Below are 21,516 nucleotides of genomic sequence, written 5' to 3'. Positions count from 1 at the left end.
TAGCTTAAGGATAGACACTGTATTAGCATAAGGATATAGAGTCTATTCTTCCACTGTTCTCATTAAGCAAGTTCGATCAAAACTGTAAGGTAAATTCAGTAAGGCAATTGGGCTTGGAACGCACAGCAATGGTTCCACTGTGCAGTCTCATAATCTGTCTTGACAAGTTTAATCCAATACCAGAACCTTTTTCTTTGGTGGTAAAAAAAGGTGTGAAAACATTGTCAATTACATCTTCTGAAATACCGACTCCGTTATCTCGAATAATGATAAAATTAACTGGATTCACTTCTCCTGTGGAAATGGACAAAGTTTTATTTTCCGTTTCTTTCAACGCATCAATTGAGTTTCTGACTAAATTTATTAATACTTGCGTAATCAATTTTTCATCAGCAATCAATTCCTGATCCTTATCTTGGAAATGATATTTAAATTCTATTTGCTCCGCTTTAAATTCCTCTTTAAAAAGCGTTTCAATTTGCATGAAAAGTTTCTGTATCGGAATCAATTCGAAGTGTGGTTTAGGCAAATGAGTTAGGTTTTTATATTCATCAACAAAAGCCAAAAGTCCTTTACTTCGTTTACGTATGGTTGTCAAACCCATTAAGGTATTGGAAGTCGTTTCTTCCTCATTCCAACCTTCTTTTGATTTTCTCTCATTATTCTGATACAACTCAATCAAACTACCTGATAACATAGAAATTGGACTTACCGAATTGGTAATTTCATGTGCAAAAACGCGAATCAACTTGTGCATGGCATCCATTTCTCCTTCGTCAACTGCATTCTTGATATCCTGGAAAGCAACCACTTTCAATTGCTCATCCTCTAATCTAAAACTCGTAGCTTTAACCGCTAATTTTAAAATCCTGTTTTTAACCAGATAGTTTCTCAACTCTTGCTTACCCGATTTTGTTCTTTTCAAAAAATCAGGAAACTCCTTATCGATACATTCCAATTCGGACACGTTCAAAAAATCCTCCACCAAAAACAAATCCTTAAAAGCAGAATTACACAATTTTACATTCCCCTTTTTATCGAAAGCCAGAAGTCCAATCCCCACCAATTCAAGAGTATGCTGAAAAAATATAAAATCCTTTTCCTTCTCTATTTTAACTTTGCCAAAAGCATTAATAATGTGGTTAAAACTTTGATGCAAATTCTTAAAGGCCTTGTCTTTTTTTTGCTCATTAAACACCAAAGTTGAATCCTGATATTGAAAAGCATCAAAAAAACGAGACAAATCTCTATTTGTTTTATTCACATAGTGCAATAAATAAACAATTTGCAACACCCAGAACACAGCCAAGCTGTAGGTTGTAACCACCATATATTCTCTCGATTGAACATACAGAAACAATACAGGGGTAAGCGATATAAAAATAACCTGTATTATTATTCCAATATAGAATCGTCTATAAATCATACTTTTTGATTTTATCGTACAAGGTTGAACGATTAATTCCTAACTCTTTTGCTGCCATGCTCATATTTCCTCCCGTAAACTGAATGGCTTTTTTTATCAATATCCGTTCATTTTCTATTAGATTAAAACTATCAGGCATTACTTCAGCTTTTTTTAGTGATTCCCCAATGACAATATCCTCAGCATTCAGTTTAGTCGAATCATTTAAGATTACCGTCTTCTCGATGATATGTTGTAATTCTCTGATATTTCCTGGCCACGCATGCTTCTCCAGCTTCACTATGGCAGATTTATTCATCTTCATGCTTTCCTTAGCATATTGTTTTGTAAATTTTTCCAGGTAAAAATGTGATATTTCAGCGATATCTTCCGATCGTTCTTTTAAAGATGGCAACTCTAGTGATATGGTATTAATACGATACAACAAATCCTCTCGAAACAATCCATCAGCAACCATTTTATGCAAATTGCAATTTGTTGCTGCAATAATTCTAACATCAATCTGTATAGGAGTACTACCGCCTACAGGAATTACTTCCTTTCGCTGAATCACAGTCAACAACTTTGTTTGTAAATGCAAAGGAACATTTCCAATTTCATCTAAAAACAAAGTTCCTCCCGATGCCAACTCAAATCTACCCATCCGGTCTTCTTTAGCATCCGTAAAAGCCCCTTTCCTGTGTCCAAACAATTCACTCTCGAACAAAGATTCTGAAATTGCACCCAAATCAACATGAACAAACACCTGATCATTTCTCGTCGAACGCAAATGCACTTCTCGTGCAATCACCTCTTTCCCTGTTCCATTCTCTCCTGTAATTAGAATATTGGCATCGGTGGCGGCAACTTTATCCACCGTATGAAAAACCTCTTGCATTTTAGCAGATCTTCCGATTACAAAGCTTTTGTTTTTATTGATTTCCTGATTTAATCTCTTCTGCTTCGACTTCAAACTCTTTATCTCCATTTTAGAACAACGAAGTTGATAAGCCGCCAATAGAGTTGATAGAATATGCTTTTCATCCCAAGATTTTTGCACAAAATCAACAGCTCCCTCTTTCATAGCTCTAACTGCCAACTCGATATCACCGTATGCTGTAATAAATACTACACAAGCATTTTTATCGAAATCCAGTATTTGCTTTAACCAATAAAGTCCTTCATTTCCGGAATTAATACCTGCTTTAAAATTCATATCCAGCAGGATAACATCATATTCCTTCTCTCTTAGTTTTGATACAAGAACATTAGGATTCTTAATTGTATCAATCAATTCAAAGTGTGATTTTAAAAATAATTGAAAAGCAAATAACAATTCTTCATTATCATCTACGATTAGAAGTCTTCCTTTTTGTGGCATAAAAAGATGTATCGATTAGTTTCATTTTCAAAGTTAACAGATTGTTGTAATTCACAACATGAGGTGTTGGAAATTCCAACACAAAACATTTCAACAAAACTCTAACTTTTTGATTTTCTGGTATTATTTTATTTGGCACGCCAATTGGCATTAGAAAAGCGAACCTATAAATTGAAAATAATGATAACTACAAAAGACCTTTGCAAAGTTTTTAGAACGGAAGAAGTAGAAACATCAGCGTTACGTGATGTTAATCTTCATATTCAAAGAGGAGAATTTGCAGCTATTATGGGACCATCAGGATGTGGCAAATCAACCCTTTTAAATATTATCGGATTATTAGATAATCCCAGCAATGGAAACTACATTTTTAACAACACTGATGTAACTGAAAAATCGGAGAAGCAAAGAACTCATTTTAGAAAAGGAAATATTGGTTTTATTTTTCAGAGTTTCAACCTAATTGATGAATTGACAGTTTTTGAAAATGTTGAGCTTCCTTTAATCTATATGGGATTGGCTACATCAAAAAGAAAAGCCAAAGTGAACGAAGTTCTTGAGAGAATGAATATTTCACATAGAGCAAAACACTACCCTCAGCAATTATCGGGCGGACAGCAACAACGTGTTGCCATCGCAAGGGCTGTAGTGACTAATCCCAAACTAATATTGGCCGATGAGCTACTGGTAACCTTGATTCGAGCAATGGTACTGAAGTAATGGAATTGCTAAAGGAACTAAATCAATCAGGAACTACTATTGTTATGGTAACTCACTCGGTAAGAGATTCGGAATATGCTGATAGGGTAATTCATTTGTTTGATGGAAAAGTGGTGTCAGAAAACAAACAAAAACAGAATTCGAAAGAACTTATCAAAGAAGAATTATAATTCTTACTTTTAATCCAAACAAACTTTACAATATGTTTTTCTACAAGCTTAAACTTGCCATAAGAAGTCTTGCCAAAGGCAAGCTTAACTCTTTTATCAATATTTTTGGTCTTGCAGTTGGTATGGCTGCAGTCATACTAATTTCCATATTCATTCAATACGAGTTGAGCTACGATAAATTCAACTCCAAATATGACAGAATTCACCGTTTGATTTCTCAATTGGGGAAAGAAACAGCAAATGACCATGCCATTTGTCGAAGAATAAACCACGAGGAATACAAGGGAAATATCCCAGGACTAGAAGAAATAACCCAATTGTACAGAGGATGGGAATGTGAAATTCACCATGAAGATAAAAGGTTCTTTGGGTTCAAATTTCATTTTGTAGATGACAATTTCACTAAGGTTTTTGATATCGATTTCCTTCATGGCAATCCCGAGACGGCATTGGAAGACACTAAAAGTGTTGTTCTGTCTGAAAAAGCAGCTAAAACTATTTTTGGCAGGACTGATGTGCTTGGCTCCTTAATAAACCTTAACGGAGTTGACTGTACCGTTTCCGGAGTTACCAAAAACTTACCTAAAAATTCGCACTATGATTTTGAAGTATTGGCTCCATTGGAATACATCTATCCTATCAATTCAAAATCGGGCCTAGAGTTTTTCACCTATGCATTGGTAAAAGAAGGTGCAGATCAGGAAGCTTGTTTAAATAGCGTATTAAAGGAATACCGTAAAAGTATTGATGGATTTCAACAATATGGATACAAAACAGGAGCCTATTTTCAAAAACTAAGTGACGTCCACCTGCATTCTGCACACTTGCATAGTATTGGACCAAAAGGAGATATCAATATAGTATTGACCTACATTTTTCTGGCCAATTTAATTCTTTCCATTGCCATCATAAACTTCATCAACATCATGACTGTACAGTATGAAGGCAAAATCAAGGAAATTGGCATGAGAAAAACCATAGGTGCAACCCGATGGCAGTTAATCAAGTTATTTGTGGGTAAATCCATACTTCTCACCTTTATTGCTTTGGTTTTGGGAATAATTTTAGCAGAAATATTCCTTCCACATTTTAATCAATTGGTGTACAGGGATCTTACACTTGCCTACTCGTCGAACTTACTTTTAAGCATTGGCTTACCGGCATTGGCATTGGCAGTTGGTGTTTTATCAGGTGTTTACCCAGCAATATTTATCTCACGCCCTTCTCCTTCTGTAGCATTGCAAGGTGGTGGTTTAAAGATGAATGGGAAAAACATACTCACCAAAGTATTGGTCATCTTTCAGTTCACGGTTTCAATTACTTTAATTGCATCTCTATTTGTTCTGAACAAACAGATAAACTATTTGAAAAATGCAGATTTAGGTTTCAAACCTGAAAAAGTACTGGCCATTGAGAACATGAATGCAAAAATTAACCAGTCATATTTCTCTATAAAGGAAGAGTTACTAAAACTACCTTTAATCAGATTTGTATCTGCTTCAGATCATATACCAGGCGGTGGAACCAGTGGACAAGGATTTACTGTTATGGGAGAAGAAGAAAACAAACAAAAATCTTTCAATTCATACAGAATACAACCAGATTATTTCAAGACTACAGGAATTGAACTTAGCCAGGGACGTGCCTTTAAGGAGACAGGTAAAATGCATGAAAAAGGCATCATTATTAATGAAACAGGAGCAAAATTATTGAATCAAGATGATGTAATAGGTTTAAACGTTGAATACAAAGGACAGGTCCAGGAAATCATAGGTGTAGTAAAAGATTTCCATTTTCAATCGCTACGTACTCAAGTAAAACCATTGATGTTTACACACAATAGCTTTAACATGATTAGTGACATTTTGATTCGTTACCAAGGAGATGACCTTCAACAAGTATTGGAAGAGGTGACCAATGTAATTCGCAAATTCGATCCGGGATATGTATTGGATTACACAATCATTGAGAAATATAATCGAGATAAATATGGTGCTGAAGAAAGGTCAATGACGTTTATGAGTTATTCATCCATCATATCATTGGTATTGGCATTGCTTGGACTTTACGCTCTATCCCTTTTCATGGTACAAAAACGCACCAAAGAGATTGGAATCCGAAAAGTGAATGGTGCTACCGAATGGCAAATCACCTCTATGTTATTTTCTATTTTCTCAAGATGGTTAGGCATTGCTTTCCTGATTGCAGTACCAATATCATATTTCATCATGAAGTATTGGCTGGAGCAGTTTGCATATCGTATTGATATCGGAATTCTTCCTTTTGTAATTGCCGGTTTTGTAACAGCTCTTTTTGCCTTGCTAACCGTAGGAAGACAAACCTGGAAAGCTGCGAATCAAAATCCTGTTGAATCTTTACGTTACGAATAAACATTGATTTGCAAAATCAAACTAATTACTAACCTCTGACAACTATAAATATGATTTGGAATAATCTTAAAATTGCCTTTAGAAATCTTTGGCGAAATAAAATATACTCCTTTATAAATCTTTTTGGACTGGCCATTGGTTTAGCTGGTTGCATTGTACTATCCTTATATGTTATAGATGAATACAGTTACGACAAGCACAACAAAAATCACAGTCGAATTTACAGGATGAACACCTCAATTAAAATGAATGAATTCGAATTGACTCATCCAACTTCATCACCGGTTTTGGCTGCAACCTTAATAGAGGATTTTCCGGAAGTAATTGATGCTTGTAGAATTGTTGAGCTCTTTGAACCAACTGTCATTAAATCAGAAGAGAAAGGTTTTACGGAGAAGAATTTTTATTGGACCGATCCTTCCATCATCAAAATTTTTGACCTCCAAATCCTGAAAGGAAATGGAGAACAAACACTTGCAAATCCTTATCAGGCAATCATTTCTGAAAAGACCGCTTTAAAATATTTTGGGACAATTGATGTAATTGGCAAACAGGTTAAAATGGAAGATTTCGGTAAAGATCAGGCTTACACAATATCGGCTGTAGCAACAGATTTGCCTTACAATTCACACTTTCATTTCCATTTTTTAACCTCTTTCAAAACCAGTTTTAAAAACGAGGTAACCAGTCATTATAACGATGGAGCCTACACCTATGTTCTTTTAGATAAAAAGGCAAACGGAGAAGCATTTATGAAAAAAGTACCGGGCTTGGTAAAAAGGTATATTGAACCGGCATTAAAGAGTATCAGAAACATGAGTCTAAAAGAGTTGGAATCCAATGGCGATTATTACCGAATGTTTGCCATGCCTTTAGCTGATATCCATCTGCACTCCACTTCCATATATGAATTGGAAAAGAATGGAGATGTCAATAATGTGTACATATTTCTGTTCAGTTCAATTCTGATATTATTGATTGCCTGCATCAATTTCACCAACCTGAGTACGGCAAAATCAGCACAAAGAGCAAAGGAAATTGGCGTTCGAAAAAGTTTAGGATCAACCAGAAAAAGATTGATCCTGCAATTCTTGTCTGAATCGATACTTTTAAGCTTTGTAGCCTTACTGGTTGCACTTTTACTGGTGGAACTAATGATTCCAGTGATAAACTCCCTACTTGACAAACAGTTAGGAAAACTCTATTACTCAACTCCTGAACTGATTCTACTTTTCCTTGGGATTGCACTGTTTACAGGATTATTTGCAGGTAGTTATTCTGCTTTTTACCTATCAAAATTCGATCCTGCCAAAGTATTAAAAGGGGAATTGAAATCGGGTAAGGGTAAATCACCTCTTCGTCAAAGCCTCGTAAGTTTCCAGTTCTGTATCACCATATTTCTATTTGTTAGTACCTTAATTGCCTACCAACAAATGGACTTCATCAAACAAAAGGATTTGGGATTCGATAAAGAAGATCTTTTAATCGTTAGAAATGTACAAAGCCTGAGTGCAAAGGAAGCCTTCAAAGAAGCATTTCTTAAAAACAGCAATGTGGTTGATGCCTCTTTAACCAACAATATTCCGGGAGGTTTTTACGATGGTTTCTCCATGTGGAAAACCACTGGTGATGATCAAAATCCATATTCAACCAGATATACGACAGCAGATTTTGATTTTGCAAAAACAATGGATATGAAGATGACTGTTGGGAGATATTTCTCTAAAGATCGTTCTTCTGACAAAGATGGTTTAGTGGTAAATGAAGCCCTGGTGAAAGATATGAACTTAAGCAATCCTGTTGGAACAGTTGTTAAAACACATATGGGAAACAAAACCATTATTGGTGTGGTAAAGGACTTTCATTATGTATCTCTGCACATGAAAATTGGGCCCTTGGTATTTTTACATCCCGAAGGATTACCGCAATCATATCTTGCAATTAAATACCGAAAAGGTCAGAAGAAAGAGGTGCTTAACCTGTTAAAATACAACTGGAGCCAACAGGCATCAGGATCTCCTTTAGATTACTTTTTTATGGGAGATCAATTTGCCAGTCTCCATAAAAACGAGAACAATACCATGCAGCTTTTCTCCATATTTTCCATTCTATCCATTCTGATTACATGTTTGGGCTTATTGGGATTGAGCTCATTTACAACTGAGCAGAGAACCAAAGAGATTGGCGTAAGAAAAGTTTTGGGCGCAAGCGATTTTAGCATTCTACACATGCTAAACAAGGACATTTTAAAATGGATGCTATTTGCCATTGTCATTGCCAGTCCAATTGCATGGTATATCATGCACAACTGGCTAGAAGCCTTTGCATATCGCACAACAATAGAATGGTATATTTTTATTATTTCCGGTGCAACTGCCATGATACTAGCAATGGCAACCATCAGTTTGCAGGCATGGTTGGCTACAAGGAAAGATCCTGTAGAGGCATTACGATACGAATAGTTACTTCAAAATAAAAACTCCCGAGAATCTTATTCCTTCGGGAGTTTTTATCTTATAACAGATCACTGGCAACTTTATAAATGGCATTAATTCGGTGTTCTTCGGCAGGTGAACTTCCCTTCACATAACCTAAATCACTCAAGCGCAAATGCGTAAAGTTTTCCAAATTATTGCGCTCCATTGTTAATTTACCACAATCCAAATTACAACCATCAATTACCAAACAGTCTGAATTCTTAACCGAATCAATCATTTGAGGGATTCCTGCACCAACAAAAGCCAAACATTTCATTTGTGCAAGTTTGTTCTTGTTCATCTTCCTAGCAACCAAATCGGTTAATTCACCAACGTCTGCAGCTCCAGAACAGGCAAATACAACTTTTGGACTCTTTTTTTCGCAATCGCATTTTTTATCACTCATCATTCAGGATTATTAGAGTTATTGAATATCATCCTTAATTTCATTTGCAATCCGATCAAAAACCTCATCAAACTCTCCCACTCCATCCACCTTCATTACCCCATGAAGTTGATTGTATTTCTCAATCACAGGAACCGTTTTATGCTCATGCTCCTGCAATCGCTTCACAATTTTTGAAGTTTCGGTATCGTAAGGCATACATCTATTAGTTTTACTTCTGGCATCTAACCTGTTAATTAATTCAAGCGTAGGCACCTCAATTTCTATAATCTTACTAATCGACGAATTGTGTTTTTTTAATAAACCATCCAAAATATAGGATTGCACTAAAGTTCTTGGAAAGCCTTTGAAAATAAATCCTTTCACACCATTGGAGCTTTCTATCTTCTTTTCAATCAACTGAACAACAATCTCGTCTGGCACCAATTCTCCATTCTCATACAATTTAATAATATGTTTACCTATTTCAGAACCACTTTTAATTTCATGATCCAACATTTGTCCCGTAGCAACATATTCCAAACCAAACTCTTTGGCCAAGGCTATGCCTTGTGATCCTCTTCCTGATCCTGGATATCCAAACAATACAACATTGTACAAGCTCTTGGCAAGTTCTTCATTAATTACTTTCTGGATTTCCAGATTTACCTTATCAATGGATTGATTTCCATTAATCCCATAATAAATTCCTTTGTCTTTGTAAAATTGAAGAACTGGTAATGTCTTATCCCTATACTCTCTCAACCTGTTTCTTATAACAGCTTCATTGTCATCTGATCTTCCTGAAGTTTTACCTCTATTCAATAATCTTGAAACCGATATTTCCTCTTCTACTTCCAAACTTATCAAACAATTTAAGGAAGTATTTAGTTTTATCATCAAACCTTCCAGAATATAGGTCTGAATATAAGTTCTGGGAAATCCATCGAACAAAAATCCATTTGCATCCGGATTCTCGGTAATGGTTTTTTCAATAATCTGTACAATAATCTCATCGGAAACTAAGCCTCCAGACGCAATTATACTTTGTGCCTCCAATCCTAATTTACTCCTTTCCTTTATTTCTTTTCTCAAAAGATCTCCCGTAGAAATGTAAAACAGATTGTATTTCTTAATCAAGAATTCAGACTGTGTCCCTTTTCCTGCACCAGGAGGACCGAATAAAGCAATATTTATCATATTGGTAAGCATTTGAATTAATGAACTTTCCTAAAAACAACTATTAAAATAGCATTTCCGCACCTAAAATTCAAGAAACAGATATTTTTTAACAAAATTCAAAAGTCACCATAAATCCCAATCACCTTTTTCTTCTTCATATGAAGATCAAAAAAAATTTTTCCTCACAGACTAAATTTCTTATATTAAAGATATCCAACCCAATACAATCTTTTTTTTCCTACACTTTGAATCATTTACATATGAAAATGCAAAACAAAAGGAACAAAAGCCGTCGAAAATTCTTACAGTCAAGTGGAATAATTGGAGTAAGTACACTTCTTGGAGTACAAGCATTCCCTCTTTCCTCCTGCTCAAAAAAAACGGAATCATCTCAAACCATTAAAGTACTCACTCCTGAAGGAAAGCTTATGGAAGTTGAAGCCGATCAACTGCAAGAAATTCACCACCACAAACCTGTTTCAAACAAAGAATCGCGTAAGGGAATTCCTGGAAAAAAATTTGTTATGGTAGTTGATCTGGCAAAATGTAAAAACGCAAGAGAATGTGTAAAAGCCTGTGAAGCACATCATAATTTGCCACCAGATCGCCCTTTTATCAAGGTATTAAAAATACAAGATAATCCACATTCATCACCTTACTGGATGCCAAAAAAATGTTTTCAATGTGACAATCCTCCCTGCGTTAAGGTTTGTCCGGTTGGTGCTACATTCAAACGATCTGATGGCATTGTTCTTATCGATAATCAGCTATGTATTGGTTGCCGATTCTGCATGGCAGCCTGTCCTTACTCTGCCAGGGTTTTTAATTGGGGAAAACCAAAGCCTATAGGCAATAGTAAGCATGCCCATTATTCTCCCGAAACAAGTACACCAAGCCAGGTCGGAACAGTTGAAAAATGTGATTTCTGCCCAGATCATTTGCGGGAAGGGAAACTTCCACCATGTATTACAGCATGTCCGAACGGGGTTTTATACTTTGGAGATGCCAATGAAGATGCTGTTACCAATGGTGTTGATACAGTTCGTTTGAGTAAACTCTTAAAAGACAAAGCAGGTTACCGATATCTAGAAGAGCTCGGCACTGAGCCAAATGTTTACTATCTCCCTCCGGTTGATCGACTTTTCCCATTTAAAGAATAATAACAAATTGTAGATCAAAAATTCTCCCAAACAATATGGAATCAATTCTTAAAACCAAAGAAAACCAACAAATTTTGAATGATTTGACAACTCCTGTTCTCAAGTCAGGACGAAATTTCAAATTTCTTATGCTGGTATTATCGATAGTTATTGCGTTAGGAATTTTCGCATACTACAAACAACTTAAACATGGCTTAATTGTTACTGCAATGCGTGATTATACTTCTTGGGGAATATACATATCCAACTTTGTATTTTTTGTAGCTGTAAGTTTGGTTGGCTCTTTAATCAGTTCCATTCTCAAGCTTGCCAATGCAAAATGGTCGTACCCTTTAACACGGATTGCTGAAATGGTGGCAGTAGCCTCTATTATTTGTGCTAGTATTATAATTATTGTGGACATGGGACGCCCCGATCGATTTTTCCATGTTATTACACATGGCCGCATTCAATCCCCCATCATCTGGGATGTTATTGTTATCATTACTTATCTGGTAATTAGTATTCTTTTATTGCTACTGCCTCTTCTTCCCGATTTGGCCATTTGCAGGGATCAGCTAAATGGAATCCCTCAATGGAAAAAAAGACTTTATAAGGCTATTTCATTGAATTGGAAAGGCAGTCCTATTCAACAAAAAAGGTTACACAGGGCCTCCTCTATTCTGGAAATAATGGTCATTCCAGTAGCTTTTGCCATACACACTATAACGTCGTGGTTATTTGCTACTACATGGCGCCCTGGTTGGGACAGCACCAATCTGGGGCCTATTTTGTTTCCGGGGCTTTTATGCTTGGAGCAGCAGTTATTGTTATTGCAATGTACTTTGTTCGAAGGAATTTCAACCTTCAGAACTATCTAACACACGAACATTTTGACAAAATGGGAAAAATCCTGGTATTGTTATCTCTTGTCTATTTGTACTTTAACATTAATGAATATCTGGGACCCGCTTTTAAAATGGTAGGAGTCGAAGGAGAGCATATTACTGAACTTTTCTCAGGAAAATATTCTGCCATGTACTGGTTTGTTCAGATCATAGGTCTAATTCTACCCATCATCATCCTACTTTTCCGACGTGGAAGAAGACCACTTATCATGTTACTGGTTTCTTTCCTAGTAATCTTGGGTGCATGGCTTAAGAGATTTTTAATTGTAATTCCATCTTTACAACACCCCTACTTACCAATTCAGGACGTGGACGAATCCTACCTCCATTATTATCCCACATGGGAAGAATGGGCGATCACTTTTGCCACATTTGCTGGAGTAATACTTATGGTAAGTTTGATGATGAAAATTTTTCCTGTTATACCTATTACAGAATCCATAAATAATCGATCATCCAAAATCGCAGACAATGTTACATCAAAAAAATAATCTCTTACCCATTAAAGGTGTACTGTATCAAACCACCAAAAGGCTTGTTATTGTAATTTTCTTTTTGGGTTTCGTTACGGAAGTATTCGCACAGGAAAGAGGGACTAAAATTGAGCTTCACTTCTCTGATACGGATTCAGTCAAGCTAATTACTGCAATTGTACGGGAACAACACCCTGTGGGTATGGGAGCTCCTGTAGCAGGGATCGACCTGTACTTTTACGTACAAAGAAGCTTTAGCCTTCTACCTATTGGAAGTGTTTTCAACACAACGGATGAATCGGGGAAAGTGGAAATTGAATTCCCTTCAGATCTTCCTGGCGACACTGAGGGAAATGTCATACTATTGGTAAAAATTGAAGATACTCCACCCTACCGGGATACCACAATACAAGAAACCATCTCCTGGGGAATACCCCTGGTAATTGATGAACAGCAAAATAAAAGAAGCTTGTGGGCTGCAAGGGCAAATGCGCCAATGAGCCTTATCTTGCTGGTAAACTCTATTCTATTGGTTGTATGGGGAATAATTGGTTACATTCTCTTTCAACTATATATGATTTACAAAGAGGAATCTGCCTCTGTTAAAAAAGTCGGACAAGATAAAAGTTCCGACAACAAATAAATTCGAAGCTAAAATTTTTCACAATTTAAAAGAATCAACATCATGAAAAATCCAATCAATGTATTATTAATTCTTCTGCTTTCAGCATTGTCACTTGCGTGGATTGAATATCAGGCTAAACCGTGGAAGGTGCCAGACAAGTATGTAAATCTCAAGAATCCTTATGTCAATAAAACAGACGCGAAATTTGTAGGAAAAACATTATACAAAGTCCACTGCAGTTCCTGTCACGGCAAACAAGGTCTGGGTGACGGAGTAAAAGCTAAACGACTTAAGTCTGCCGTACCTAATTTTTCTCTTCAGGATTTTCAGAAGCAAAAGGACGGGGAACTTTATTTTAAATCTTTCATAGGAAGAGATGAAATGCCCAATTTTGAGAAAAAAATCCCAAAAGAAGAGGATCGTTGGCAATTGGTCAATTATATGCGAACATTAAAAAAGGAATGAGGAACTTTTTCTTCATTCCTAAAGCAATGATATAACATATAACAGGCGTAACACATCAACTTATCATCCTACTTTGCCAAAGCAGATAATATAGAATTACATTCAAGCTTAGAGGGATCGAATTATGACTCAATCGAATCAAACTAATCGTTCTGACAATGATTCATTGCTAAAGAGAATACAATTGTTAGAACAACGGATTTCAAGAATTGAAGAATACCTGGGAAACTTACAGTTTAGGAAAGGAGTATTATCTTCTTCACCTGATTTTCCCGAGAAAAAAGCATCTCCCTCAGGAATTGAACAAACTGAGAATGGTATTGAATTCAAGGTTGGGGAATTTGGCTTGGCCTGGTTGGGAAGTATTGTTCTTTTAATAGGGATTATCTTTTTAATGAACTATTCAAAAGACATAGGTCATCCTATTGTTTCAAGCCTAATTGGATATTTTTCTGTTCTGTGTGTGTTCGCCTTATCTCATGTGCTCAGAAAGAACTTCTCTCATTTGTCTTTCATGCTTCAGCTTAGTGCACACCTGCTTCTGTACTATGTAAGTTTATTATTGCATTTTTTTACTCCCCAACCAGTTATCTCACAGTCTTGGATTGTTATCTCACTACTTCTGATTATATCAGGAATTCAGATTTACCTTGCCGTAAAAAAACAGTCAAAACTTTACGGTGGTATGGGCATACTTCTATGTCTTTTAACTGCAGTCTTCTCTGAGTCATTGCAGCTACAGTTCTCTTTACTGCTTTTTACTTCGTGTATCACATTATTTTTTCTACTTCGATATTCCTGGTGGCACATTTTTTTATTCTTTCTATTCCTGGTTTATTTTTCCCATTTGTCATTTTTATTGGGGAATCCAATAATGGAACATTCTATAAGACAGATAAGCAGTCATGGGTTTAATCTCCTTTATTTATTGTGCTATTTTGGAGTCTATTCATTAATTGCTCCACTAAGAAGAAAACTATCCATCTCAGACAATCTTTTTCTTCTTCTTCTGATCTGGAATGGAATATGCTTCACTGTTATGCTGGTAATGAATGTAATCTTCTTTTATCAGGATAATTATATTGGAATTTTTGGAATACTCGCACTCCTATCTCTAATCTTTTCTGTTATCCTGAAATCCATGGAGAGTAGTCAATTTGAAATGTCCTTCTATGCTTGTTTTGGTTTCATGGCATTAAGTGTCTCCGTTTATGGTTATTCTCAACTCCCCAATACTTTTTTATGGCTTGCTCTTCAAAGTTTACTGGTGGTTTCGATAGCACTTTGGTTTAAATCCAGATTAATTACCATTGTTAATACAATATTATTCCTGGGAATTCTTATAAGTTATTTAGCTTATAAAAATCCTACCGGAATGATCAGCTTTACCTTTGCAATAGTTTCATTTGGTTCCGCTCGCATCCTCAATTGGAAGAAGGAACGTCTAAGTTTACGAACAGATCTTATGCGTAACATGTACCTGGGAGCACTCTTAACAATGATGCTTTACGGTCTATACCATGCTATCCCACAGGAATACACCACTCTTTGCTGGACAGCTACTGCAGGATTGTTCTTTTTGACAAGCATATTACTTAAAAACTTCAAATACCGATGGTTGGCAATCTGCACTCTATTTATAACCGTTGTATATCTTTTATTCGTTGATCTGGCGCATTTGGAGCTGGGGTATCGGGTAATCGCCTTTTTCTTCTTGGCAAGTATTTCTTTAGGAGTTTCACTGTACTATACCAAGAGAATCAAAAAACACAAAGACAGTTCCGAAAACAGTCCAAAAGATGGAAACAAAGCATCTTAAATGAATTTAAGTACCATGGAGTTCATCTTCCTTATAGCGGCTTATTTTTACCAATATTAAATTTAAACTAGCCCTATAAATTGCATAATCTCACGGATTTAAATAAATTACAGTAAACTAATCTCTTCAAAATGAAACTACCTAAATCTTTTTACAATTGGACCTCGGTTCTGGGAGCAAGTATTGCGACAATTGCCTTTTTTCTTATCGTATTCTTTTTTGTAATCTCTGTAATCTTCGATCAGGGAAGTTCCTATATGGGGTTAATCATTTATATAGTGCTTCCAGTTATCATGGTTATTGGAATGATATTGATTCCAATCGGTATGATAATGCAAATTCGCAAACGCAGCAAGCTAGAATTTATTACAGGAACACAAAGATGGCCCAGAGTTGATTTAAACGATCAGAAACATCGAAATGCATTTTCGCTTTTTGTCATCATCAGCTTTATTTTTCTTTTTCTTTCATCCATTGGTAGCTACGAAGCCTTTGTTTACAGCGAATCTGTAGCATTTTGCGGCACGCTTTGTCACGAAGTTATGGAACCGGAATATGTAACTTACCAGCAGTCTGCACATGCCAGAGTTGCCTGTGTTGAATGCCATGTAGGAGAAGGAGCTGATTGGTTTGTTCGTTCAAAACTAAGTGGATTGTACCAGGTTTATGCCGTTATCTCTGACAATTTTCCACGTCCCGTTCCCACACCAATTGCCAACTTACGACCTGCCCAGGAAACCTGTGAACACTGTCACTGGCCGGAAAAATTCTACCCTAAACGCTTTAAAAAACAACGAAATTTCCTTGCCGACAGTCTGAATACTGAATGGAACATTCAGCTTCTAATGAAAACAGGTCCTGATCACCATACTCAACAGCTTTCTGAAGGAATTCACTGGCATATCAACCCTAATATCAAAATAGAATTCATGACAACTGATGAGAAAAATGAGTTCATACAATGGGTGAAGTATACCAACTTAAAAACAGGAGAAGAGCACATCTACAAAGACCAAATGATGGAACCAGACTCTGCATTTTATGCCGATGCAAAACTTCATACTATGGATTGCATGGATTGCCACAACCGCCCGTCACACGTATATCTATCTCCTCCTGATTTTATCGATATAGCTTTAGCCGATGGCAGTATCAATAATAAAATTCCTTTCATAAAAATGGCTGCAATGGAAGCTTTAAAATCACCTTACAGTACGAAAGATAGTGCCAATCTGATTATAGAACAGACAGTCTTAGATTTCTATAAGGAAAAATACCCTAAACTTTCTTCCACTTTTAAAGAAGATATTAGTCAAGCTATTGAGGGAATTAAAATGGCTTATCACAAGAATAATTTTCCTGCCATGAAAGTGCGCTGGGATGTTTACCCTGATCATAAAAGCCACATGGAATCGCAAGGATGCTTTCGTTGTCACGATAACATGCATGCAACAGAAGAAGGACGCATCATTTCAAAAGATTGTAATCTCTGTCATACCATAACTTCACAAGGAAAAGTAGATTCATTACAGTTTGCTATTTCTGGAAAAAGTTTGGAATTTAAACATCCGGTTGATATTGGAACTGACTGGAAGGATTACAATTGCACTGAATGTCATGCTTATTTATATCCTTAAAAAAAATATCTAATATTGTCCTGTAATTACAAAATAGACTAAAACTAACAGAGCCAACAATTGCGTTGGCTCTGTTTTCTTATTCTTGGGTAACTATATTATCCTGCCTTTGTTGAATGACGATTTGCTTTTCGCACAGATTTGAGATCTTTGCAAAAAAGTTGCGAACTTTATCCCATTCTTCCACAGGCAAATGACTATTTTTGATACCTACTTCAAATTGGATAATCACCTTATTGGCCTGTTTCTCACTATTTGACTTGATATAAAAATAATCATCCTCCCAATTGTCTTGCAGTTCCTTGATTCCTTTCGCATCAAAACCTTCGGGTAACTCTAGTTCAAGCTCATACGACATCACCTCCTTATTTTTGAAATGGATATCGAGCATACGATCCTTTTGTAAAAATTCTTCCCCCAGTGTTTTTTTCATGAATCTGCCTACACTCAACAAACTTCTTTCTCCAAACTGGGAAACATAGGAAGAGCTCTCCCAGATAACCTTAAAATTAAGCGATGAAGAGTCAGTCCAACGCCCCGATGAAATCAACTTGAAATCAACCACATTACAGTTTTGAATTCCATAAAATTCTTGTAAATATTTTTCAAGACTTTCTGTTCTCTTCTTCTGTTCATCAGCAAACCTTACTCCCAGCTTTTCATTAAAAGCCCTTAATTGTTCTGGTTTTCTTCTCTTATCCCTATCGTTAATAAATTTACCATACTGATCAGTTTTAAACTCATCGAAAAATACCTTATTGGTCATCACCAGTGTATCCCATTCTAATTTCGAAGAACCAGTAATTGTAAATTCCGACTCAATTATTAAAGTTTCATTTTCCGGATCGAATTTTAGTTTAGATACAATATTTTCTTCATTCTCACTCTTTAATTCTGGAAAAGTATATATTGACACAACTGGATTTTCCCCTATGGATGGCACTGCATATGCTTTTATCTCACTTAGCAAGTCAGGTATTTCTGATGGCAGGCTGTACGGATTTATCTTTGTAATTAGGATAGGGTGCTCCTCTCCCTTCACATGTAAACCTAAATTCAACTCATCCAGAAAAAGTAAATCATCCAATTCTCCAATATACTTGGGCATAATGTACAGCAAGTCGTGTTTTATCTCATACATTTTTAAAATTCTACTAATACCACCAACTGTACTATACATCGTAAACCAATTGTAATAATTAGTTCTCTGATTCTTCACAAAAAACTGCTGCTGACACCAATACTCACGTAAAAAGAAATAGATATCATGAACAAGTTTTTCTACATTCTCAGGTCTTTCTTTTCCATACTTTGAGATAATATATTTCTTCAATACAGGATAAAAAGTACCAGCTCCAGCCGTATTTACAGATTTTGCCAGTTTTGCCAAGCCTTGAGGATAGGCAGTATTTTTCATTTTTAATCTCTCACCTAAAAAGTCAGCATATGACACTGGGTATGCAAAAGCCCCACCAGGGAAAAAAGCTTGAAATTTTATGCATGGAAGCTCAGAATAAGGAAAAGCCAAAATTTCATTCTCAAACTTCTCTCTCTCTTCATCAATCAAATGATATTTAACTGCCTTTGATACATCCGTATCTATTTCTTTCATCAAAGGAGCATCATTAACCGATCTGCAATTCAGGTAGCATTTCCGAGCGATTTCCAATGTTAACTCTTGCCTTACAATGGGATGATTATCATTTAGAAAATATCGTACCGGATCAAACATATAGAATTGATCCATTGAAAACCTTCTTTCCATACAGTAATAATAGTCAATCACATCGCCCTTTTCCAGATTAGGTATGGCTATTTTTTGATAGCCCACCTTCCTATTTCGGTGCTTTACCTCCGTATGAATCTTATCAGACTCTCCCACTATTTGCTCACTCCCGTCAGCTTTAATCACCTTAATACCATAATAGTAATGAAGATTGGAAGATCCCCAGAAGAGGCTGTAGTATTTTTGACTCTCAGCAAATGAAAACTCAGAATAACTTTTAATGGCCTTATCATCTATTACTTTTATTCTTTTGTGGGTATGATACTGCTCTTCCAAAAACGATAAAAGAGGTATTTTCTTCACCCAGTAGTAGGTTTCCTTGTTCAGAATAACGGCTGATTCATCCTTCCATTTTTCAGGGATGTCGATTTTCGTCCACTGCTCCGATCTGTTCTCCCAGAATTGATTTCTTAATTGTTCCGCACGCAACGAGTCGGTTTGTCCGTATGACATTCCAAGCATCGAAATTAATGCTAATCCAAATAGTATGATATTCTTCATTTTATCTATTTATTTTTTCATTCTAATGCCATATTAACATCTAATTTACAATAGATAAACAAGTATTCCCTCATGAATTTTATAATTATTTAATCATGTTCGCTTCATCTATTTTTTTCCTTCAAGATAATTTTCTGCTTTCTTGATTTATGCTGGTAATCGAACAATTTTGCAAGGTCTTTTATTTGTTCCTGTTTGTAGATTTTATAAGGAATATACAAATGCGATTTAAATTTTACCAAATTGCCATCCAACAAATATTCCATCCTGTAAAAAGCATCGTCAAATTCAAAAACTAATGGCTTTGGTAAATAGCACAACTCCATAGATTCCGGAATTTCCAAGGTCGTCTCATTCAATTGGTTTATGACTTGAGAAAACCTTATATGCCTGCTTTTAGAAGTATCTTTATCAAAATTGATTTCAGGCATTAAATTGGCAATTCCAATATATCGCTCATCTGCAATTTGTCTTAAAGCATTGTTTTTTAACATGATTCCTGTTAAACTCAAATTTGAATCTCTGTCAAAAGTCGCGGGCAATGCACTAAGGGAATCCAAAAGTAAATTATCTTCCTTGCACATTAGTTCACTAATATTCTTCTCCTGCTCCGATCTTGATAATTGTGATAAACTCATATAGAAATGCCTTTTTGCTTCCCCTTGCAGCTGAAATTTCAGCTTACCACTCAAATTATTTCCCTTCAATTTTAGTTGATAGTGGTATGTTTCGCTGGAAATATCCTCTGCACTCCTTCTCACCGTATCAATTACAAAAGAGTTTCCATTTTCTATGAGAATTTCCTTGCCATTAATCCTGCTGGCCGTTTCACCCAACTTCAAATACTTTTCAGTGGCATCCAGATAATATTTTCTTTTACCCTGATAAAGCACACAAATCATATGGTTATCAACTGCAATGGAAGGCTCTTTATATGTATAGGGCAAATCCTGGGTGCCTAACCATGCCAGGCGCGCATCATATCCAAGGCTAGTAAGCATGGCTTTCAACAAATTCGACATCCCTTTGCAATCGCCATATTTGTTCTCATAAACGGATAAGGCATTTTGCGGACAAAAACCATCTATTCCTTGTTCAAAAGCAATGTATCTTATCTTATCCTGAACCCAGTAAAAAACCTTTTTGATACTATCAAGTTGATTAGAAGCTCCAGAAACCACATCCGAGCTAATCGCTTTAAACTTTTCCAAATCGTATTGCTCTGGCCCTCTCATTTCCTTATACCATTTATACAACTGGTCTACATTTTTCAAAATAGGCTTCCACTCTCCATCCACTGTTCTATACCGATTGTATAAAAACAGAAGATGCGGATGCACATTTGCATAACCTGGAAAATAATCAGATTGGAAAGGAGCGTTTAAGTTTCTGCCAGTATAACGATAAAGAACATCTCCATCAGGTAGTGAATCTACTTCACATGTTAGATCTACATGATCAGAATTATACAATTTCACTTTTATATCCAACCAGGCAGGAACCAATACTTCAATTTCTCTATTCGCCGTGAACAATTTCATATCTGACATGTAGGCTCTGGTATAAAAACGTAAGTCGTCGGTAATACTTTTCACTTCAAATTTCCCATACTGGTCACTTGGTTTGATATTTCTTGAGAAGTAATAATATTTGCTATCGCTCTGAAAAATCCCTGGTGTATTACTATCTCCTATCACTGGCTTTATGCTTTTTCGTCCTGAGCCACCAGCATAGAATTTGTAATCTGTGATTTGCTTATGAGAACTAACAAAATAGTGTCTCATTACCAAGTTATTTTGCAAAGGAACAATACGACACAAATCGGTCTCTTTCACAACCGGCATCCCCCCACTTTTAGACCTTTCAAAAGTGATTGTAGTTTTCCAGTATTCAATAAGAGCATCTTTCTCTTGACTCTCGTCAAGTAACTCATAACTAGATTTGAGTTCAACCTGCGCTTTCAAATCGCAATTAAAACCCAAGAAAACAATTAGAACAGTAAAACAAAATTTTCTATACACATCAGACATATTATAAAACCGATCCTTTTAAT

17 protein-coding genes are annotated in these 21,516 nt (G+C 35.9%); 11 read left to right on the top strand and 6 right to left on the bottom strand.

The window, feature by feature from the left end; genetic code table 11:
- Positions 1-76 precede the first annotated feature (76 nt).
- Together JCM15579_RS06070 and JCM15579_RS06065 are read right to left on the bottom strand one after the other, a co-directional pair.
- Positions 77-1,426, bottom strand: a complete 1,350-nt coding sequence (locus tag JCM15579_RS06070; RefSeq protein WP_054717225.1) for a sensor histidine kinase — start codon at positions 1,424-1,426, stop codon at positions 77-79.
- Entirely contained in the window at positions 1,416-2,786 is a 1,371-nt protein-coding gene (locus JCM15579_RS06065) for a sigma-54-dependent transcriptional regulator (RefSeq protein ID WP_054717222.1), read from the bottom strand. Before JCM15579_RS06065 ends, JCM15579_RS06070 begins: the two co-directional genes overlap by 11 nt.
- Positions 2,787-2,966: 180 nt before the next feature.
- On the opposite strand from JCM15579_RS06065, the gene JCM15579_RS06060 reads away from it, so the two are divergent.
- The 4 genes from JCM15579_RS06060 to JCM15579_RS06050 are packed head-to-tail and all read left to right on the top strand — an operon-like array spanning position 2,967 to position 8,528.
- A complete protein-coding gene (locus tag JCM15579_RS06060; RefSeq protein WP_245625846.1) occupies positions 2,967-3,506 on the top strand; it encodes an ABC transporter ATP-binding protein in 540 nt (179 codons plus the stop codon).
- Positions 3,506-3,676: a hypothetical protein gene (locus tag JCM15579_RS21375; protein WP_245625845.1), complete on the top strand. Its 171-nt coding sequence runs from the start codon at positions 3,506-3,508 to the stop codon at positions 3,674-3,676. The genes JCM15579_RS06060 and JCM15579_RS21375 overlap by 1 nt, the downstream gene beginning before the upstream one ends.
- 32 nt (positions 3,677-3,708) lie before the next feature.
- On the top strand, positions 3,709-6,066 hold the full coding sequence (locus JCM15579_RS06055; RefSeq protein ID WP_054717220.1) for an ABC transporter permease: 2,358 nt from the start codon (positions 3,709-3,711) through the stop codon (positions 6,064-6,066).
- A gap of 50 nt (positions 6,067-6,116) precedes the next feature.
- Complete coding sequence (locus JCM15579_RS06050) at positions 6,117-8,528, top strand: ABC transporter permease (protein ID WP_054717219.1); 2,412 nt, start codon at positions 6,117-6,119, stop codon at positions 8,526-8,528.
- Positions 8,529-8,580: 52 nt separating this feature from the next.
- On the opposite strand, the gene JCM15579_RS06045 is transcribed toward JCM15579_RS06050, so the two are convergent.
- Entirely contained in the window at positions 8,581-8,949 is a 369-nt protein-coding gene (locus JCM15579_RS06045; protein WP_054717218.1) for a putative zinc-binding protein, read from the bottom strand.
- 18 nt (positions 8,950-8,967) lie between these two features.
- Positions 8,968-10,128 (bottom strand): adenylate kinase, encoded by a 1,161-nt coding sequence (locus tag JCM15579_RS06040; RefSeq protein ID WP_054717211.1) that lies wholly within the window; start codon positions 10,126-10,128, stop codon positions 8,968-8,970.
- A 242-nt stretch (positions 10,129-10,370) separates the two neighbouring features.
- On the opposite strand from JCM15579_RS06040, the gene JCM15579_RS06035 reads away from it, so the two are divergent.
- The 7 genes from JCM15579_RS06035 to JCM15579_RS06010 all read left to right on the top strand — a co-directional run bounded on the left by JCM15579_RS06035 (position 10,371) and on the right by JCM15579_RS06010 (position 17,176).
- Positions 10,371-11,270, top strand: a complete 900-nt coding sequence (locus JCM15579_RS06035; protein WP_054717210.1) for a 4Fe-4S dicluster domain-containing protein — start codon at positions 10,371-10,373, stop codon at positions 11,268-11,270.
- Between the two features lie 35 nt (positions 11,271-11,305).
- On the top strand, positions 11,306-12,130 hold the full coding sequence (gene nrfD, locus JCM15579_RS20685; protein ID WP_218186076.1) for an NrfD/PsrC family molybdoenzyme membrane anchor subunit: 825 nt from the start codon (positions 11,306-11,308) through the stop codon (positions 12,128-12,130).
- A gap of 20 nt (positions 12,131-12,150) precedes the next feature.
- Entirely contained in the window at positions 12,151-12,648 is a 498-nt protein-coding gene (locus tag JCM15579_RS20680) for an NrfD/PsrC family molybdoenzyme membrane anchor subunit (protein ID WP_218186075.1), read from the top strand.
- Complete coding sequence (locus JCM15579_RS06025) at positions 12,629-13,273, top strand: hypothetical protein (RefSeq protein ID WP_054717209.1); 645 nt, start codon at positions 12,629-12,631, stop codon at positions 13,271-13,273. Before JCM15579_RS20680 ends, JCM15579_RS06025 begins: the two co-directional genes overlap by 20 nt.
- A 42-nt stretch (positions 13,274-13,315) precedes the next feature.
- Positions 13,316-13,720 carry a c-type cytochrome gene (locus JCM15579_RS06020; protein WP_083464560.1) on the top strand — a complete coding sequence of 135 codons (405 nt, stop codon included), beginning with the start codon at positions 13,316-13,318 and terminating at the stop codon, positions 13,718-13,720.
- Positions 13,721-13,844: 124 nt separating this feature from the next.
- The gene (locus JCM15579_RS06015; protein ID WP_054717191.1) at positions 13,845-15,539 is read left to right on the top strand and encodes a hypothetical protein; all 1,695 of its coding nucleotides are present in this window, start codon (positions 13,845-13,847) and stop codon (positions 15,537-15,539) included.
- Positions 15,540-15,670: 131 nt separating this feature from the next.
- Positions 15,671-17,176, top strand: a complete 1,506-nt coding sequence (locus tag JCM15579_RS06010; RefSeq protein ID WP_054717189.1) for a cytochrome c3 family protein — start codon at positions 15,671-15,673, stop codon at positions 17,174-17,176.
- A 79-nt stretch (positions 17,177-17,255) separates the two neighbouring features.
- Here the strand turns inward: JCM15579_RS06010 and JCM15579_RS06005 are convergent, their stop codons facing one another.
- Together JCM15579_RS06005 and JCM15579_RS06000 are read right to left on the bottom strand one after the other, a co-directional pair.
- Positions 17,256-19,463: a DUF3857 domain-containing protein gene (locus JCM15579_RS06005; RefSeq protein WP_054717186.1), complete on the bottom strand. Its 2,208-nt coding sequence runs from the start codon at positions 19,461-19,463 to the stop codon at positions 17,256-17,258.
- A gap of 104 nt (positions 19,464-19,567) precedes the next feature.
- Positions 19,568-21,484 (bottom strand): transglutaminase-like domain-containing protein, encoded by a 1,917-nt coding sequence (locus tag JCM15579_RS06000; RefSeq protein WP_172677373.1) that lies wholly within the window; start codon positions 21,482-21,484, stop codon positions 19,568-19,570.
- Between the last annotated feature and the right edge of the window lie 32 nt (positions 21,485-21,516).

Source organism: Marinifilum fragile JCM 15579, assembly GCF_001310955.1.
Lineage (GTDB): Bacteria > Bacteroidota > Bacteroidia > Bacteroidales > Marinifilaceae > Marinifilum > Marinifilum fragile.
Note: the sequence above shows the minus strand (reverse complement) of the source record. Positions and strands in the feature narration are given on the sequence as shown.

Excerpts from the sequence above, each read along its gene's own strand:
- JCM15579_RS06050 (WP_054717219.1), top strand. The coding sequence starts at position 6,117 with ATGATTTGGAATAATCTTAAAATTGCCTTTAGAAATCTTTGGCGAAAT.
- JCM15579_RS06035 (WP_054717210.1), top strand. The coding sequence starts at position 10,371 with ATGAAAATGCAAAACAAAAGGAACAAAAGCCGTCGAAAATTCTTACAG.
- JCM15579_RS20680 (WP_218186075.1), top strand. The coding sequence starts at position 12,151 with ATGGGAAAAATCCTGGTATTGTTATCTCTTGTCTATTTGTACTTTAAC.
- JCM15579_RS06055 (WP_054717220.1), top strand. The coding sequence starts at position 3,709 with ATGTTTTTCTACAAGCTTAAACTTGCCATAAGAAGTCTTGCCAAAGGC.
- JCM15579_RS06065 (WP_054717222.1), bottom strand. The coding sequence starts at position 2,786 with ATGCCACAAAAAGGAAGACTTCTAATCGTAGATGATAATGAAGAATTG.
- nrfD (WP_218186076.1), top strand. The coding sequence starts at position 11,306 with ATGGAATCAATTCTTAAAACCAAAGAAAACCAACAAATTTTGAATGAT.
- JCM15579_RS06010 (WP_054717189.1), top strand. The coding sequence starts at position 15,671 with ATGAAACTACCTAAATCTTTTTACAATTGGACCTCGGTTCTGGGAGCA.
- JCM15579_RS06025 (WP_054717209.1), top strand. The coding sequence starts at position 12,629 with ATGTTACATCAAAAAAATAATCTCTTACCCATTAAAGGTGTACTGTAT.
- JCM15579_RS06020 (WP_083464560.1), top strand. The coding sequence starts at position 13,316 with ATGAAAAATCCAATCAATGTATTATTAATTCTTCTGCTTTCAGCATTG.
- JCM15579_RS06015 (WP_054717191.1), top strand. The coding sequence starts at position 13,845 with ATGACTCAATCGAATCAAACTAATCGTTCTGACAATGATTCATTGCTA.
- JCM15579_RS06040 (WP_054717211.1), bottom strand. The coding sequence starts at position 10,128 with ATGATAAATATTGCTTTATTCGGTCCTCCTGGTGCAGGAAAAGGGACA.
- JCM15579_RS06005 (WP_054717186.1), bottom strand. The coding sequence starts at position 19,463 with ATGAAGAATATCATACTATTTGGATTAGCATTAATTTCGATGCTTGGA.
- JCM15579_RS06060 (WP_245625846.1), top strand. The coding sequence starts at position 2,967 with ATGATAACTACAAAAGACCTTTGCAAAGTTTTTAGAACGGAAGAAGTA.
- JCM15579_RS06070 (WP_054717225.1), bottom strand. The coding sequence starts at position 1,426 with ATGATTTATAGACGATTCTATATTGGAATAATAATACAGGTTATTTTT.
- JCM15579_RS06045 (WP_054717218.1), bottom strand. The coding sequence starts at position 8,949 with ATGAGTGATAAAAAATGCGATTGCGAAAAAAAGAGTCCAAAAGTTGTA.
- JCM15579_RS21375 (WP_245625845.1), top strand. The coding sequence starts at position 3,506 with ATGGAATTGCTAAAGGAACTAAATCAATCAGGAACTACTATTGTTATG.